The organism is Candidatus Wallbacteria bacterium, assembly GCA_028687545.1.
GTDB lineage: Bacteria > Muiribacteriota > JAQTZZ01 > JAQTZZ01 > JAQTZZ01 > JAQTZZ01.
On the sequence record JAQTZZ010000047.1, the window covers coordinates 1 to 17478 of the forward strand.

Here is a 17478-nt window from a genome sequence, read left to right on the forward strand (position 1 = left end):
CATCCGTTATCTGCTTGAATTTGCCAACGGCATTGGTAATGAGGACGATATTGATCATCTTGGAAACCGCCGTGTCAGGCGTGTGGGAGAGCAGCTGCAGAATCATTTCAGGATCGCCCTGATGAAGATGGAGCGCGAGATCAAGGAAAGAATGACGATCCAGGATCCTTCAGGCATCACTCCTCAGGCTCTGATCAATTCCAAGCCGATCGCCAGCATGGTGAACGACTTTTTCGGCCTGTCACAGCTTTCACAGTTCATGGATCAGACCAATGCCTTGTCGGAACTTACTCACAAAAGAAGGGTTTCTGCACTCGGTCCCGGCGGCGTGAAACGTGAACGTGCCGGTTACGAAGTGCGCGATGTTCATCCGACCCATTACGGAAGAATCTGCCCGATCGAGACTCCTGAAGGTCCCAATGCAGGTCTGATTTCCTCTCTGGCGGTTTATTCCAGGATCAATGACCTGGGATTCATTGAAACCCCATATCTGGCAATCCAGGACAGAAGAGTCACAGATATCATTAACTTTTTTGATGCTTCGCGTGAAGATGAATGCTTTATCGGTCCTCCTGACCTTAAAATAGATGATGCCAGTAAAATCGTTGATGACATCGTGCCTGCCAAATACTTCGGAGATCTTGAACATGAATTTTCCACTGTAGATGCCAAAGATCTTGATTTCACGGGTGTTTCTCCGATGCAGATGGTGTCTGTAGCCGCTTCCCTGATCCCGTTCCTGGAACACGATGACGCCAACAGAGCGCTGATGGGAACCAACATGCAGCGTCAAGCGGTTCCGCTTCTGAGAAGCACTGCACCATTCGTCGGCACAGGGATGGAATATCGGACAGCCAAAGATTCCGGCTCCTGCATCATTGCCGATATCGACGGAGAAGTAGTTTATGTCGATGCCGATAAAGTGGGAGTGTTGAATCTGGAGCTGGCTGAGGATTTCGACCTCAAGACGAGTATCGAAGAGCTCAAGGAAATGGAAGGCATGTATGTGGTTGAGTCTATAGAAAAGGGTAAAAAAGTGATTGCCAAGAAGGGTGAGGAGCTCACTCCCAATCTGATGAAGGAGCTCCAGAAAAGCAAGATCGATAAGATCAAAATCAGTGAAGTGAAGTATTTCCCAGTAGCCAAATTTCTCCGTTCCAACCAGGGAACCTGCATCAATCAGAAGGTGATCACCAGGCAGGGCAACACCGTGAAAAAGGGGGATATTCTGGCTGACGGATCTGCCTGTGACTACGGCGAACTCGCCCTCGGCAAGAACATCCTGGTGGCGTTCATGCCGTGGGAAGGTTACAACTTCGAAGACGCGATTCTGCTGTCAGCGCGGCTGGTAAAGGATGAGGTCTATACCTCTCTGCATATCGAAGAATATGATGTGGAAGCTCGTGACACCAAACTCGGGCCAGAGGAGATCACCCGCGACATTCCTAACGTTTCCAACGAACTCTTGAAGAATCTCGATGAAAGCGGCATCATCAGGATCGGCGCAGAAGTCGGTCCAGGTGACATTCTGGTCGGCAAGGTAACTCCGAAAGGAGAGATGGAACTGACCGCGGAAGACAAGCTGCTGCGGGCTATTTTTGGTGAAAAAGCCAAGGAAGTCCGCAACACATCCTATTCAGTGCCGCATGGGGAATCCGGTAAAGTTGTGGAAGTGATGAATCTTTCACGTGAAAACAAGGATGACCTGCCGCATGATGTGAACCGGCTGGTGCGGGTTTTCATCGCCCAGAAGCGGCGCATCACTGAGGGGGATAAAATGTCCGGCCGACATGGCAACAAAGGCGTCATCGCCAGGATTCTACCTGAGGAGGACATGCCGTTTTTACCGGACGGTTCTTCAGTGGACATTGTGCTTAATCCGCTCGGTGTGCCTTCCCGTATGAATTTGGGGCAGGTTTTTGAAACCTACCTGGGTCTCGTTGCTCAGGCCTTCGGGATGCTCCTCGAAACACCGATCTTCAACGGAGCCAAGGAGACGGAGATCCTGGACTGTTTTGTGCGCGCCAACATGATGCTGTTCGGAGAAACCAGGATTTATGATCGTGAAAAACGACTCCCGCTTTACTGGCTGAGAGTGCCTGAAGAAATCAAGCTTCAGAAGGATGCGAAACTCAGATCCGATGGATTGTGCTGGAATCTGCAGGAATTTATCTCTTATATTTCCAAGAAGTATGGGCTCTATATCTGCCGCCTCAGCGACAAGATGCCGATCGTGAAGCTTTCCACTAAAGAAGCGGAGGTCAAGAAGGCTTTCGAACCTCCTTATGACTGGTCAAAATCAGTCGAGTTCGGTCAGTTTGTGCCGAAGAAAGAAGAACTTGTAAAGAGTTTCGTCGGTAATAAGGAGCATTACCGGACTAAATATAAATCATTGAAATTCTCCAAGGAGGATGAAAAGAAGATCCTTGATTCACTGAAGAATATTGACATCCTGACCGGTAAAACCGGGAAGAGGATACTTTTAGACGGAAGGGACGGCAAACCTTTCGACAATGAAGTGCTGGTCGGAAACACATACATACTGAAGCTCGCACATCTGGTCGAAGACAAGATCCATGCCCGTTCCACAGGCCCTTACTCGCTGGTCACTCAGCAGCCCCTCGGCGGAAAAGCTCAGTTCGGCGGGCAGAGATTCGGCGAAATGGAAGTCTGGGCTCTGGAAGCATACGGGGCAGCTCATGTGCTCCAGGAAATGCTGACCGTCAAATCCGATGATGTAGAGGGCCGCGTAGCTGTTTATGAAGCGATCATCAAGGGAGAAAACGTGATCGATCCTAATGTTCCGGAGTCGTTCAAAGTTCTGATTTCCGAACTGAGGAGCATGGGGCTGAAGGTCGAGACAGTGAAAAATACGGAGACCAACTAACTACTGCTGCGTGGCAACGAAGAATAACCTTCAAGGAGGGCTTAACGGTGTGGGATTTAAATAACGATTTCAATGGTTTGAGGATCAGTCTGGCTTCCCCCGATGACATCAAGAAATGGTCTTTCGGAGAAGTCAAGAAACCGGAAACTATCAACTACCGGACACACAAGCCGGAGAGGGACGGACTATTCTGCGAACGTACCTTCGGGCCGATGCGCGATTACACCTGCTACTGCGGAAAATACAAATCCATCCGCTACCGCGGCATCATCTGCGAACGCTGTGGAGTGGAGATCACCAAAGCCTCCGCCCGCAGGGAACGGATGGGACATATCGACCTGGCCGCTTCTGTAGCCCATGTCTGGTTCTCCAGAGGCACTCCCAGCTACATTTCACTGCTGCTGGACATTTCACCCCGTGATCTGGAAAAGATACTATATTTTACTGCCTATATCGTGCTTGATCCGGGTCCTCTTCCGCTAGTGAAAAAGCAGATTCTGACTGAAGAAGAATACTCGACCTACACCGAAAAGTACGGCGAGGTGTTCAGGGCCGGAATCGGCGCTGAAGCCATCAAGGAACTCCTCACCGAAATCAACCTGGACGATCTGATCAATGACCTGCAGAATCAGATGCGTGAGAAGGCCGGGACAGCAAAGAAAAATGTGATCAAGCGGCTGGACGTGGCCAGGATGTTTAAAAATTCCGGCAACCGGCCGGAATGGATGATCATGGATGTGCTTCCTGTGATCCCGCCTGACTTGAGGCCAATGGTTCAGCTGGACGGCGGCAGATTTGCGAGCGCAGACTTAAATGACCTCTACCGCAGGGTGATTAACCGCAATAATCGATTAAAGAGACTGATCAACCTCGGTGCCCCTGACATCATCATCAAGAATGAGAAGCGCATGCTGCAGGAGGCGGTCAATGCCCTGATCGACAACAGCAAGCGGATCCGCCCCGTGACTTCAGGCGGCGGCAAACGACCGCTGAAATCGCTGACCGACATGCTCAAAGGAAAACAGGGCCGTTTCAGACAGAACCTGCTGGGCAAGCGTGTTGACTATTCCGGCCGTTCAGTGATCGTGGTCGGACCCAAACTCAAACTGCATCAATGCGGTCTGCCTAAGAGGATGGCGCTGGAACTCTTTAAGCCGTTCATCATGCATAAACTCGTAGCTACCGGCAAAGCTTACAACATCAAATCAGCCAAGAAAATGCTGGAAAAGGGACATGAGGAACTCTGGGATGTACTGGATGAAGTAATAAAAGGACATCCTGTCCTTCTGAACCGCGCTCCTACGTTGCACAGGCTGGGTATCCAGGCATTCGAACCGATCCTGGTCGAAGGCAATGCCATCCAGATCCACCCCCTGGTCTGCAATGCATACAATGCCGACTTCGACGGCGACCAGATGGCCGTGCATGTTCCACTGCTGATGGATGCCCAGGCCGAAGCCCGGCATCTGATGCTTTCCACCAACAACATCTTCCTGCCGTCAAGTGGAAAGCCGACGTCAGTACCTACTCATGACATGACGATCGGGTTTTATTACCTGACCCGCGCCCTAGACCCGGTTGAAAAGACCGAAGTCGAAGTGAGCGAGTATCTGCTGAAGCGCAAACTGCCTTATTTTTTCGCTGGATTCATCGGCAAAGCCGACGAAGCCAATAAAATCCCCAGCGGTTCTGAAGTCGATGCCAAGATAGTGGAAAAACTTACTGCCGCCAAGATCAAAAAGATTCTGGTTTTCGGCGAACGTTTCTTCTCCACTTTTGAAGAGATACAGCTTGCATATCAGAGCGAGAAACTGGATTTGTTCTCCAAATTCTGGCTGAAGCTGGAAAACGGTGAATTCATCCGCACTACTGCGGGGCGCGTGATTTTCAACGGCATTCTGCCCAAGAACCTGCGATACATCAATAAGCAGGTCAAAAAGGCCGATCTTTCCAATATCATCAGCGACTGTTTCGAATTGAACGGGACTGATGTGACCGTGGAAATGCTCGACAAACTCAAGGAAATCGGGTTCAAATATGCGACCCGTTCCGGGCTTTCAATTTCAGTAGGCGACCTGGCAATCCCTCCCCAGAAAAAGGAGATCATCAGGAAAGCTGAAAACCGGACTGAAGATATCCAAAAGCGCTTTGTAACGCAAAGCATCACCAGAGAAGAAAAGCGCCAGAGCGACATCGACATCTGGAACCAGGCTGTCGAAGACATGACGGACAAAATGCTCGAGAATTTCAAAATCGAAGAAGACCTCGGCAAGTTCAACTCCGTATATGCCATGGCCATCTCCGGAGCCCGCGGCAACATCCAGCAGATGAGACAGCTGACTACGATGCGCGGACTGATGTCAAACCCGAACGGAAACATCATCGACTTCCCGATCCGCAGTAATTTCCGCGAAGGATTGAAAGTCACCGAATATTTCATTTCTACATATGGTGCGCGAAAAGGAGTCGTCGACACAGCCCTTAGAACCGCCGACTCCGGATACCTTACCAGAAGACTCGTGGACGTTGCCCAGGATGTGATCATCACAGAGGAAGACTGCGGCACGATCAATGGAGTGGAAATCAAGCCATTGCGCGAATCCCGCGACATCAACAAACTGGCAGTCGATGAAATCATGATTTCCATGAAAGACAGAATCTCGGGCCGCATCGCTGCCGAAGATATTATCCATCCCGCCACAGGTGAAATGCTGGTCCATGCGGGCAATGAGATTTCCAGAAGCAAAGCCGACCAGGTCGACTCTGCCGAAGTATTCATCGAAGTCACCGAGAACATCGTGGGCATGATCTGCTCGTCTGTAATTGTGGATCCGATCACAGGAAAGGTGATCATTGCAGCGGACAAAATCATCAACCGCTGGGCATTCAACAGGATCAAAAACTCCGGAATCACCCAGATCAAAGTCAGGCCAAGAGTCGTTCTCCGCTCACCGATAACCTGCGAATCCAAGTTCGGAATCTGTCAAAAATGCTACAGCAACGACCTTGCTACCAGCAAACTTGTGAATATCGGTGAAGCTGTCGGAGTCATTGCAGCCCAGTCCATCGGCGAACCGGGCACGCAGCTCACCATGAGAACATTCCACACCGGCGGCGTCGCGTTCGCACAGCGTATTGTTGTCAGCGCCAAAGCCCCCGGCACTGTTTCCCTGGATAACCTGAGATCAATCAGCAAACTCGACCGCTCCAAGCATGAAGTCGTGGCTGTCGGGGAAAAGGGTGGAGAGGAAGGGCCGGAAGTTGAACGTGATTTCGACCAGGACGTGAGAGAAATTGTGATCAAGGGCTATGCCGAAATTATCAGGCATGACGGAGTGCGCGACAAATACGTGCTCCCCTCCGGTTCACAGCTTAAAGTAGTTGACGGGCAGAAGATTTCAGCTGGCGATATAATCGTTGAATACAATCCAAACCAGATTGTTGCAGAGTACGATGGCAAAGTGTTCTTCGAAAAACCACAGCTGAAAGTCAAGGATGGCGTTGTCGTATCAGACGGTGGACGTGTAATCGTGGACTCCCCGGAAGGCAAGGAATATTACCTGGTGCCTCAGGGCGCTTTCATCAGAGTCAATGACGACGCTGAAATCAAAGCCGGTGACACGATCGCCGAAGCTGTAGCTGAGCAGAAGGCTGTCATTACAGGCATCGACGGCCACATCGAATTTTACAACATGAAGGTAAAGAATCAGCGTGCCATCGGCGAGGGCGGCATCATCTACATTATCCCGGAAGACAAGAGCCATTTTGTGCAGGCTGAATATCCCCTGCCTCCTGGCGTCAAGGAACGGCGCGATGAATTCGAGGAAGATTATGAGGGTGTAGTTCTGATGGTTAAGAACGGCAACCAGATCAAATATCAGGATGAAATCCTGGCCATCTTCTCCGAGATCAATGGATCGATCCGTGTTAATAAAGGTAAATATATTCAAGTCAAAAAGGATGAAAAGCGCGAGTACAACATCTCCACCGACATCCCGCATTCCGTAGACAAGAAGGAGAAAAAAGTCTTCTTCCATACCGATCAGGGAGGCCTGGTGCAGATAGTCACTTCCAAGGCCAGTAAAAAGGCTATGGAAATCAAGCGGGTGATCATCAACGAAGAAGAGAACTATACTCTCCCCAAAGACCTCAAGATCAAGGTGGACGATGCCAGGATCAAACAGGGTGATTTTGCCCAGAAAGGTGAGGAAATCATTTCTGCCAGGCCATTCATTGCTGAGACTGACGGACAGGTGGAATTAAAGGTTGGCGGACAGCTGGTAGAAGCCGAGCATAACGGGCTGGCAGATGTGGTGAAAAACCTGCTGATCAAGAATGTCAGGGTGATCAGCGCCTCTAAAAAATCCAATCTTAAAGAAAAGCTTGTCGGCAAGATCCTGTTTTCGGATGTGTTGAGCAAATCAGGACAGGTGATGCTTAAAGCAGGAGAAAAGATCAGCGAAGAATGGGTGAATCAGAATCTGGTGGTTTCCGAGATTGATGGTACGCTTGGACTCGAAGAAGAAATCACCATCGATTTAACCTCAGTTCAGGATAAGGATCTCGTGGAAAAAATCCTTTCCAGGGAAATCGAACTCAATAAAAAAGTGCTGGCAAAGACTGATACTGTCCTGAATCTGGAACTCATTGCCGAATTGAGGAAGAATGGGATCGAGAAAATTTATCTGCGCGATAATGTGATCACGATCAGAGATACCCAGGATATCCTGCTCAACCGAAAAGAAGTGTTCCGCGACGAGATCATTAATCGTGCTTTATCCACCGATGTGATCAATAAAAAGACCGGTGAAGTCATAGCTGAAGCAGGTACGATTATCGGTGAAGAACTCTGCGACCGGCTGGACAAAGAAAAATTCTATGTCAAGAAAATCTCCATTACCCGCACCCTCAAACTCCGCTATCCGGAAGGGGCGTCCCTGAAAGTCAAACCTGACACACAGGTCAAGGCCGGACAGGAACTGATAATGCCGACGCACCTGAACGACATCCAGACAATTGACCGCGAAGACCGCTACGAGATACCCAAGGGAATCGAACTGCTGGTCAAGAGCGGGCAATGGGTCAAGAAAGACGAAGCTCTTACCAGTTCCTGCGAACCGATAGTGAGTGGGATCACGGGCAAGGTCAACTTCATCACCATTTTCGACAAGGAGACCGGTGAAGAGATGATCAAGAAGATCACGGTTTACGCAGGGAGGGAGTTTAATTTCCCAGCCACCCTGCCGCTAAAGGTGAAAGACGGAGACTTCGTGAAACCGGGCGATCCTCTTACAGAAGAGATACTTTTCGAAGAATTGAACAAAAAAGAAAAGGAAATGAACGTCCTTGTCTTCGAGAGGATGGAGAAGAAATACCGCATCAGTCCGGAAATGAAACTGCTGGTTGATAACAACGACGATGTCAGCAGAGGCCAGAAACTGGCTGTGCTGCAAAACGACAAGTGCCATCTTGAACGTGTCAACCAGGAAACTGTGAACTTCAAGAAGGCACCTTACAGGATTACCACCAGGTTCAAGCCCATCTTCGATGTCGATATCAGGCCGCTTACGGATAAACAGGAAAAAAGCAAACCCTTGACTGCAGGAGTAGAGATCGATCTCCAGAACGGGGAAATAGTCTTCTCAACCAAAGTCAAGACCGGTGAATACGTGATCTCCTATCACTATTTATCTGACGGCGTTGTCAAGCTGATCCGCAAAGTCACCAAGGAAGGCAAAATCAGAACGAGCCTGGATAAGGTTGTGGTGCAGACAGGTGAAGCGCATCATATCACAGACGGTGCAGAAGTTAAGGTGGAAGACCTGGTGCTCAATATGAAGGGCAAGCGTAACTTTGTAGATAAAATTGAGGGAAAGGTGACCACCTCCACAGTCATGAATCAGGACACCAAGCGGGTGATCGTGCGTGAGGGAGAGGAAATCACCCCGAAAATCGCCAGAACTCTTCTGCGCGAGCGGAATTCCCTGAATCTGGAACGCATGCGCATAGTGGATGCAGTAAAAACAGGCGATATCATTGCCCGTTTCGAGACTGTCTCCAAGAAAACGATCGACATCGTGCAGGGTCTGCCCCGAGTCGCTGAACTCTTTGAGATCAGGAAGCCTAAAAAAGAAGCCATGATCGTCGAGAACGACGGTGTGGTGCGTTTGATCGGTAACAACGTGATTATCGAGAGCTTTGATGGCTTCAAGAAGCAGTACAAGACACGCAGCGGAGTCTCAAACCTCCTGGTGGCAGATGGTGAAATAGTAAAAACCGGTGATCAGCTGACAGACGGTAACATCTTCCCCAAGCGGTTGATGGAAATGGCAGGTTTCGAAACTGCTGTCAGCTACCTTCTGAACGAAATTCAGCGCGTGTACCGGAGTCAGGGTGTACGTATCAATGACAAGCACATTGAGATCATCCTCAGGCAGATGTTCAGAAAGGTCATGATCAGCGAGTCGGGTGATACTGAACTGCTGCAGGATGAACTCATGAACATCAACGATTTCAAGGTTCTGAACGACCAGCTCCTCAAGGATACCAAAGCGCCAGCCAGAGGCATGAGAATCCTTCAGGGTATCACAAAAGCCTCTCTGACTACTGAAAGTTTCATCTCTGCCGCCTCCTTCCAGGAAACTGTCAGGGTACTGACAAAGGCTGCAGCTGCTGGAAAAATTGACAAACTGAGAGGATTGAAGGAGAACATCATAATCGGCCGTCTGTTCCCGGCTGGAACAGGGTTTGAACTTTACCAGAGAATGGAAGTCGCCCCGCTGGAAGAGGATAAGGTGGAACCGCAGCCGGTCCCGGAAATCACTGAGGAAGAAGTGGTGGACGAGCCGGGTGAAGCAGAAGCCTGAACTTTAAACAGTTACAAATAAAAATCCCCCTCATCTGAGGGGGATTTTTTTTATCAAACTTTCAGAGCCTGGTATAGATCCGGTTCAGATATCGACCGAAGTGCCTTCCCGGGCTATGATCACTTCCATTTTGCTGTTTGCTGCAGAGATGAGGGATTTTGCGTAGTCCAGCATTTTTTCGAGTTGTTCATCAGTTCTGGAGGGGTCGTGATGGAAAATGGCCATTTTCTTAACAGAAGCGGCGAGGCAGTTGTATACTGCAACGTCGATTGTAGAATGGCCGTAGCCTTTTTTATAATCCGTCTTGGTATACTGGGCATCGTAGATTACTAAATCCGCATTGGCGATGAAGTCCAGAAGCTTCTGATTCATATCGCGCACAGTGACTTCGGCTTCATTGAATGTGTCTTCGTCTTCAGCAGAGAACATATTGTAATAAGGTTCAGTATCATAGCAGGTGACCAGGGAGCGTCCCTTATGTTCAAATCTATACCCCATCGTCAGAATAGGGTGGTTAAGGTTTTTAGTTGTGATCTTGACATCTTCGATTTCCATGGCTGTTTCTGTCAGATCCTTGAAAGAAAGTTCTGCTTTGAGCTCGTTGAAGTTCACCGGAAAATACACATATGTCATCTGACCGCCTACGATGTTCTCCAGGGAGTCCGCATAGTTTACAGGACCGTAAATGTTGATCCTGGTGCCCGGAATATAGATTGGAGCGAAAAACGGCAGCCCCTGGATGTGATCCCAGTGAGTATGAGTTATGAAGAGGTTGAAGTTGAAGGGGGGTTTGAAGTTCTTGAGAAAAAAATCTCCCAGTGGCTTGATTCCGGTACCTGCGTCCAGGATCAGCCTGTTATTCCCGATCTCCAGATAATGGCAGGAGGTGTTTCCGCCATATTTGATAGTGTTTGGCCCCGGAGTTGCCAGAGAGCCTCGGGTTCCGAAAAACGTGTTCCTGAACAACGCTACCTCCTCTGAAACACTATATTCAATTCTGTTTAAATTCTATGAATTCAAGCGGCATGCATAAAAAATATAGCAGAATTTCAGTGGATTAACAATTTTCTTTTAGAATTTTAAGCTGTCCGGCAATCTGGCAAACTATAGCCTGTCTATAGTAAAATATGTACATAATGCACCGCATATCGCGTGAGTTTATTTATTTCACTGACCCGTTGTTTTACCAGGTCGCCATTGCCGGTGACTGGAACCGTTGGGCCGGGGCAGCAGATGGCAGTTTTAACCCTGATTCATGTCTGATGGAGATGAATCCGCTTGGAGAGTGGTTTTTTAGCCTCGCGCATTTATCTGACGGGCGGCATGAGTTCAAGTTCATCAGAGACGGGGAATGGGAGACCGGTGAAAATCATGTGATCCACATCCGCTCAGGATGTCTCTACGATCCCTCCCTGGGAGTCCTGAACGCTTATTTCATTGAAGACGATTTGATTTTTCTGCGGATCGACTCCCTTCGGAATCATACCCTTTCCGCCTTCAAGCTGGATCCGGAAATCGGGCTGATCCTGACCTCGAAATCAGCCTCCGAGATTACTCTCAAACTGGAAGAAAAAGCTGAGATCAGTCGTAATTACCAACTGCTTTACACTGACGGATTTGAACAGGGGATGATACTTGTAGACTGGGGGAGAAAACTGAAAAGTTTTTACTCCGAAAAACGCCTGGGGAGTCATTTTGCTCAGAGCGGCAATCAGACTGTTTTTCGTGTGTTTGCACCCAGAGCCACAGAAGTCAGTCTGCTGATTTATGGTGAAGTCAGGACCAGCGACCCGCGAGCCTGTGGTGAAACCGAACCTGAGGTTTTCCAAATGATGAGGAGCGCGGATGGAGTCTGGGAAACCGGCATTGCCGGCGATTTGAGAGGTTTCCTTTACAGATACAGAGTAGACGGACCGGCAGGCGAAGGCGAAGGATTTTCAGAGCGGCCGCTCTCAGATCCCTATGCGCTGGTAAATCTATATCATGATGGTCCATCGATGGTCTATGAGGGTGCTTTCGAGTTTTCAGCGTTCTCAGCCCCTGCCCCCGAAGACCTGCTCATATATGAACTGCATCTGCGCGATTTTACGGTGTTCGATAAAACAATCAGGCCTGAACTCCGGGGGAAATACTTGGGATTCCTGGATACTGTCGGCAGAGACACAGGCATCGGCTACCTGAAAAAACTGGGGGTGAATGCTGTCGAATTCCTTCCATTGCATGAATTCGATGAAGACCCGCCAGGCGAATATCACTGGGGATACATGTCTTCTCTGTTCTTCTGTCCTGAAGCCCAGTATGCCACTTCCTGCTACGGAGGACAGGTCAGCGAGCTGAAAGCGATGGTGGAACTGTTCCACAAAAACGGGCTGGCCGTGATCCTGGATGTGGTTTATAACCATACCGGAAAGCCTGATCATTTAGCGGGATTCGACAGCAAGTATTATTACAGGCAAGGCTGCAATTACACCCGTTTGAATTTTTCCTGCTGCGGCAATGATCTGGCCTGCGAAAACCCGATGGTGAGAAAAATGATTCTGGACAGTTTGAAATATTTCCTGACTGAGTTCAGATTCGATGGCTTCCGCTTTGATCTTGCCGAACTGGTAGGAGTCGATACGCTCAAGATGGTCGAGGTTGAACTGAAGAAGATCAATCCGGGAGTCTACCTGATCGCTGAACCTTGGAGTACGCGCGGAGACATCAAGTTCCAGCTCAAAGGCTCGGCATTTTCTTCCTGGAACGATTTTTTCCGTGACAGAGTGAGAAATTTCCTGCTCACCAGGATTCAGGCTCGCGAACTTGAGATGCTGATCTCCGGATCAACCGGATTTTTCACCGCTAAACCTGTGCAGAGCGTGAATTACCTGGAATGTCATGACGGGTACACGTTGATTGACGCTCTGAACATTGAGCGGAATTTTGACGGCAGTGCACCTGATGAGATCAGCGTTAAACGTGCTCAGCTGGGCGCAGGTTTGATTTTCATGTCCCTGGGAGTCCCAATGATCTCCCAGGGTCAGGAACTGCTCCGCAGCAAACAGGGAAATGGAAACAGCTTTGATTCAGGAGATACGGTCAACGGAATCGACTGGGAGCTCAAAAAGAAGAATTCCAGGATCTTTGAACTTTATCGGAAGCTGATTTCAATCAGGAATCATCAGCTTTATGGACCGATCTTGAAAAATTCCGGCGGCTGTTCAAAATGCGTCTTTGACTACGATCCGTCCAATCCGCAGGCAATCTGCTATAGAATTTACAACTGCGGCAGCGCTATGATGATGCAGCTGAACGGCCATCCGGAACTGTCAGCAGAATTTTCAGATCTTGAAATATCAGGCGTATTACTTTGCGACAGCTGCCTCGGTTCAGCTGATTTAGCGCCTGCCGCTCAGAAAATCGGTCCGCTGGACTTCAGGATCTACTACATCCCTTAGAATCGGGTCGATTCTTCGCATTGTTGCTGATTGTTGCAGCGATTCAATGGCGCAATTCCTGGTTTTTGAAAATAATGGAATCAGAAGGAGGATTGAAATTATACGGCTCTGAAACCTGTTCCGATTGAAATTCACGGAGGTGTAAGATGAATCTGAATGAATTGAATCCTTTGCTGACCTTTGCAGTCCTTGTTTTTGTTCTGATCATCCTGCCCTCGATCCGAATCATCGGGCCGACTGAAGTAGGACTGGTGATTAAAAAGTTCAGCTTCAAGAAGCTGCGAAGCGACAACCCGATTGCCTTCAACGGTGAACCAGGTTATCAGGCGGAACTTCTGATGCCCGGATGGAGATTCAAGCTCTGGATCATCTATGAAGTGCATAAATATCCCTGGGTGCAGGTTCCGGCAGGCGAAATCGGAGTGGTGATTGCCCAGGTGGGAAATCCCATCTCTACAGGCGCTAAATCTGCGGCCTATAAAAAGGAATTCGGAAATTTCACCAATATTGACACCTTTATCAGGGGTGGAGGCCAGAAAGGTGTGCAGCGCCCGGTGCTTTCTCCAGGCACGATCGCTCCGATCCATCCGGTCGGATTCCTGGTGATCACAAAGCAGAAGATCTATGGACTTCCGATCATGACCGAATTCGTGACCAGGAAGGAGAAGCTCAGCCCTGCTTCTTTCGGATTGACTCCCAAGCAGCTCGAGGTGGTGGTGATCGAGCCTTCGTTCGCTGAAGGCCACTCTCAGGACAGGATCGGCATAGTCACTACTCTGGAAGGCGACCCGCTGCCTTCAGGGGACATAGCCGGCCGCCTCGGCGGATTCGAGGACATCAGCAAGCTTGAGGAGGAGATCAGGGATACCAAAGACAATTCCGGGCTGATGGAATGCATCCTGGGAAGCAAGAATCACCTGCACAACAACTACCAGGATTTTCAGGCCTTCCTGAACAATGGCGGCAAGATCGGTTTGCAGCACGACCCGCTGCTCTATGGAGCATACACGCTGAATCCGTTCCTGGTGTCAGTGGAACTGTCAGACATGCTGGTGATCGAACAGGGCGAAGTCGCTGTGGTCAAAGCATACGTGGGTCTGCCCACCAAAGACCAGTCAGGTGTTGAATTCAAGTTCGGGAGCCTGGTGAATCCCGGACACAAGGGTATCTGGATCGAGCCGCTGCGCACCGGGAAATACCCGATCAACCCCCGCTGCTACCATCCGGTGATCGTGCCTACCAGCATACTTACGCTGAACTGGGCCACTGCGGTTTCCCAGGCCCATCAGCTTGACAAGAACCTGAGCCAGATCGAGGCCAAAAGCAAGGAAGGATTCGTGTTCAAGATCGACCTGCAGGTGCAGATCCATATCCCGGACACTGAAGCGCCCAAGGTGATCTCGATAGTGGGCACAATGTCCAATCTGGTGAGCGAAGTGCTGCAGGCCGCTGTAGGCAACCACTTCAGGGACAAGCTGCAGAGCATGCCTGCGATCCAGTTCATCGAGAAGAGGCAGGAAGTGCAGATCGGGGCATTCGAGCATATCAGGGGAAAGCTCACAGACTACAAGGTGGAAACCAAGGGAGTTTACATCCAGGACGTGATCCTGCCCAAAGAACTGGTGCAGGTGCTGACAGACAGGGAACTTGCCAACCAGACCATCGCTACTCTGCAGAAACAGACCGAAGCCGAGCGGACCAGGATCGAAATGGAGAAGTCCAAAGGCATGGCCAACATGCAGAGCAGCCTCTCCAAATCCAAGGTGGAAGTGGAGATCGCCCAGAATCAGGCCGAAGCCAAGGAACTGCAGGGAAAGGGCGAAGCCTCATACTTGTCACAGGTTGGAACAGCCAAGGCCGTGGAAGTGAAATGCGTTGGTGAGGCCAATGCCATAGCTTACGAGCGGCAGGTGAACGCGCTCGGCCAGGGCCCGACTGCAGCCCTCAACATGGTGAAGGCTCTGGCAGAACGCAACATCAAGCTGGTTCCTGACACGCTGATCACAGGCGGCGGCGACCTGGGCAGCCTGATCTCAGTGATCACCGGGCTTCTCAGCAAGGACGTGGCGGCAAAAGCGGTAATGGTGGAAAAGCCGGCAGCCGTGGAACCGGTTGTGGTGGAGGAAAAGGTCGAAAAGATCGAGAAAGTCGAACCAGTCGTGAAACCAGAACTGCCGAAGAAGAAATAGTTGAATTCCCATTAAAGGGTCCGTTCGCAGGAGCGGGCCCTTTTTCATATTCCGAAACTCACAACCCAAGAAATTCAGCTACTGTCAAGATTTTAATCTTACCGTGTTTCCCGATGGAACGCAGGTCATCGTCACCAGTGATGATGAAGTCGGCTTCAGCGGAAACTGCGAGTGCGAGGAATTTGTCATCATCAGGGTCTCGGCAGAGGTTCAACCTGGAATTGGGCGGTTCCAGAACTTCGAAATAGGGAAGAGTTTCTTCTTCGATGATCAAACGGGTTTCGTCCTTTGTCAGTTTGAATTTAGGATAGCTGAGAACAGCCGTGAATTCCGCGAAAGTATCCGGGGAAAAGAACGGAATGATTTCCCCTGTTTTCCAGAGACTGATCAGTTCGCCAGGCTTTCCTCCGAACAGGAGCGCTGAAATCAAGGCATTAGTGTCTATGACTACTTTAAGAGGCTTTCTTTTTCCGCGCCCAGCGCACCGCATCCTGCACATCCTTTCCCTTGAGCGAGAGTTTCTCGATTTTACCCCTGATCTTATCCAGAGCCAGGTCGGCGGGAACAACCTTGAGCGGAGTGAGAATGATCCGCGACCCGTCGATCTCGGCGTCGAAATAGTCGATGCCGGGGAAAAACTTGACGATCGCAGCCGGCAGCGTAAGCTGGTTCTTCACTGTTTTTTTTGTAAGCATTCCTTACCTCATTACTTTCTATAAATCTTACTATTAGTATAGCTGACAAGTAAGAGATAGGCAAGCCTTGTGTACGAGACTTTTGATCAGGTTTTATAAATCTTTCAATAACTTGGAAATCACTGTGATGTCCTTCCAGCCAAAAAAGATCCGGGTCAGAATCATTCCGCCAAAATCCTCTTCATCACAGCAGATCACTTCGCCTTTTAAGGATTCATAGAACTTCACTGCCGGAAGATTATCCTTAAGCGCCCATAACATGAAGGACTTGTACCCTTTTTCTTTCATCCATTTGAGCATTTTCCTGCTCAGGGCCTTGCCGATGCCAAGCCCTTGATAATCCTTCAGGATATAAAGTCCGTACACTTCGACATCCAGATCGGATCTGATCGAAAAAGGCGCGCCGCATGAAATGTAGCCGACTATTTTATCGTTCATGATGCAGACGTGGAAAAATTTCCGCTCGTCTGTTTTGCCTGACTCAAGGCCCTTCCTGAATATTTTTTCGAAGGCATCGGCGTTGAGCTTATCCAGAAATTCCTGAGGGAGAATTCCTTTATAGGTGGAGTGGAAAATGGTGACATGAATCCTGGCGATTTCCAAGGAATCAGCCTCAACAGCGGGTCTGAGAGAATATTTCGCCGTTAAGACTTTTTTGATGCTTTCCTGAAGCGGAGTAAGATCTCGCTCGATGATTTCCCAGATCCTTTGTAAATTTATGCCGAGATAATCATGAACTATTACATTCCTGAACCCGGAAATCGCTTTCCAGGGTATTTCCGGATATTGCTCTTTGAAATCCTGCGACAATTTTTGACATGATTCCGACAGTTCGTGCAGTTCCCGCAGTGCAGCTTTCCAGGTTTTGCGGTCATTCATGAAATTATCTCTGCCGTCTGATGCGTAACTTTTCAGCGCAGTGCTGCAATCGAGCATGTGGCTGAGAAACAGCAGATCGTCTTTCATATGTCTATGGCTTCGCTGAAAACATGATCCCGCAACGATAATTTGATCGCTGCTGCTTCCACTACATCCACCGGATGTCCCAGCAGTTCCTGCAGATCATAGACCAGGCCGCCCGGGAACCATGGAGTGGTCGGACCCTGGATTTCGATCAGAAAATCAATGTCACTTTTTTCGGTCGCCTCTCCGCGGGCAAAGGACCCGAAAAGCTTGATCTTTCCCACCCCGTGTTTGCGGGCGATTTCCAGGATTTCTTTTCTTTTTTTATGGATTTCGGCTATTCCCATCTTATTATTTTACTTAACTCCGGCATATTATGCAAAAAACGGGTCGTGAATTGAGTTGATCCCACAGTTACTTCTTCAGCAGAAATCAATCAATTCTTGACGATCAGATTGTAATTACTTATGATAGTGAATAGTGATCAGTAAATGGTGAATA

General features: G+C 49.3%; 9 protein-coding genes. 4 read left to right on the forward strand and 5 right to left on the reverse strand.

The annotated features are described in order from the left end of the window. Together PHW04_15015 and rpoC are read left to right on the forward strand one after the other, a co-directional pair. Positions 1-2887, forward strand: a 2887-nt coding sequence (locus PHW04_15015; GenBank protein MDD2717200.1) for a hypothetical protein, incomplete at its 5' end; no start/stop codon positions are given. A 47-nt stretch (positions 2888-2934) separates the two neighbouring features. After that, the gene (gene rpoC / locus PHW04_15020) at positions 2935-9753 is read left to right on the forward strand and encodes a DNA-directed RNA polymerase subunit beta' (GenBank protein ID MDD2717201.1); all 6819 of its coding nucleotides are present in this window, start codon (positions 2935-2937) and stop codon (positions 9751-9753) included. A gap of 84 nt (positions 9754-9837) precedes the next feature. On the opposite strand, the gene PHW04_15025 is transcribed toward rpoC, so the two are convergent. Beyond that, positions 9838-10719 carry an MBL fold metallo-hydrolase gene (locus PHW04_15025; GenBank protein ID MDD2717202.1) on the reverse strand — a complete coding sequence of 294 codons (882 nt, stop codon included), beginning with the start codon at positions 10717-10719 and terminating at the stop codon, positions 9838-9840. Positions 10720-10889: 170 nt separating this feature from the next. Here PHW04_15025 and PHW04_15030 point away from each other — a divergent pair, with 170 nt between their 5' ends. Together PHW04_15030 and PHW04_15035 are read left to right on the forward strand one after the other, a co-directional pair. After that, the gene (locus PHW04_15030) at positions 10890-13190 is read left to right on the forward strand and encodes an alpha-amylase family glycosyl hydrolase (protein ID MDD2717203.1); all 2301 of its coding nucleotides are present in this window, start codon (positions 10890-10892) and stop codon (positions 13188-13190) included. A 146-nt stretch (positions 13191-13336) separates the two neighbouring features. Beyond that, positions 13337-15379 carry an SPFH domain-containing protein gene (locus PHW04_15035; GenBank protein MDD2717204.1) on the forward strand — a complete coding sequence of 681 codons (2043 nt, stop codon included), beginning with the start codon at positions 13337-13339 and terminating at the stop codon, positions 15377-15379. 58 nt (positions 15380-15437) lie between these two features. On the opposite strand, the gene PHW04_15040 is transcribed toward PHW04_15035, so the two are convergent. From PHW04_15040 to PHW04_15055, 4 genes are all read right to left on the reverse strand, one after another. Continuing rightward, positions 15438-15869 (reverse strand): putative toxin-antitoxin system toxin component, PIN family, encoded by a 432-nt coding sequence (locus PHW04_15040; GenBank protein ID MDD2717205.1) that lies wholly within the window; start codon positions 15867-15869, stop codon positions 15438-15440. Then, positions 15832-16074, reverse strand: a complete 243-nt coding sequence (locus PHW04_15045) for an AbrB/MazE/SpoVT family DNA-binding domain-containing protein (protein ID MDD2717206.1) — start codon at positions 16072-16074, stop codon at positions 15832-15834. The genes PHW04_15040 and PHW04_15045 overlap by 38 nt, the downstream gene beginning before the upstream one ends. A 93-nt stretch (positions 16075-16167) precedes the next feature. Further along, entirely contained in the window at positions 16168-17040 is an 873-nt protein-coding gene (locus PHW04_15050; protein ID MDD2717207.1) for a GNAT family N-acetyltransferase, read from the reverse strand. Then, positions 17037-17324, reverse strand: a complete 288-nt coding sequence (locus tag PHW04_15055) for a nucleotidyltransferase family protein (GenBank protein MDD2717208.1) — start codon at positions 17322-17324, stop codon at positions 17037-17039. Before PHW04_15055 ends, PHW04_15050 begins: the two co-directional genes overlap by 4 nt. Between the last annotated feature and the right edge of the window lie 154 nt (positions 17325-17478).

Coding starts and splice junctions, on each gene's coding strand:
- PHW04_15030 (MDD2717203.1), top strand. CDS start 10,890: ATGCACCGCATATCGCGTGAGTTTATTTATTTCACTGACCCGTTGTTT.
- PHW04_15040 (MDD2717205.1), bottom strand. CDS start 15,869: ATGCGGTGCGCTGGGCGCGGAAAAAGAAAGCCTCTTAAAGTAGTCATA.
- PHW04_15055 (MDD2717208.1), bottom strand. CDS start 17,324: ATGGGAATAGCCGAAATCCATAAAAAAAGAAAAGAAATCCTGGAAATC.
- PHW04_15050 (MDD2717207.1), bottom strand. CDS start 17,040: ATGAAAGACGATCTGCTGTTTCTCAGCCACATGCTCGATTGCAGCACT.
- PHW04_15035 (MDD2717204.1), top strand. CDS start 13,337: ATGAATCTGAATGAATTGAATCCTTTGCTGACCTTTGCAGTCCTTGTT.
- PHW04_15045 (MDD2717206.1), bottom strand. CDS start 16,074: ATGCTTACAAAAAAAACAGTGAAGAACCAGCTTACGCTGCCGGCTGCG.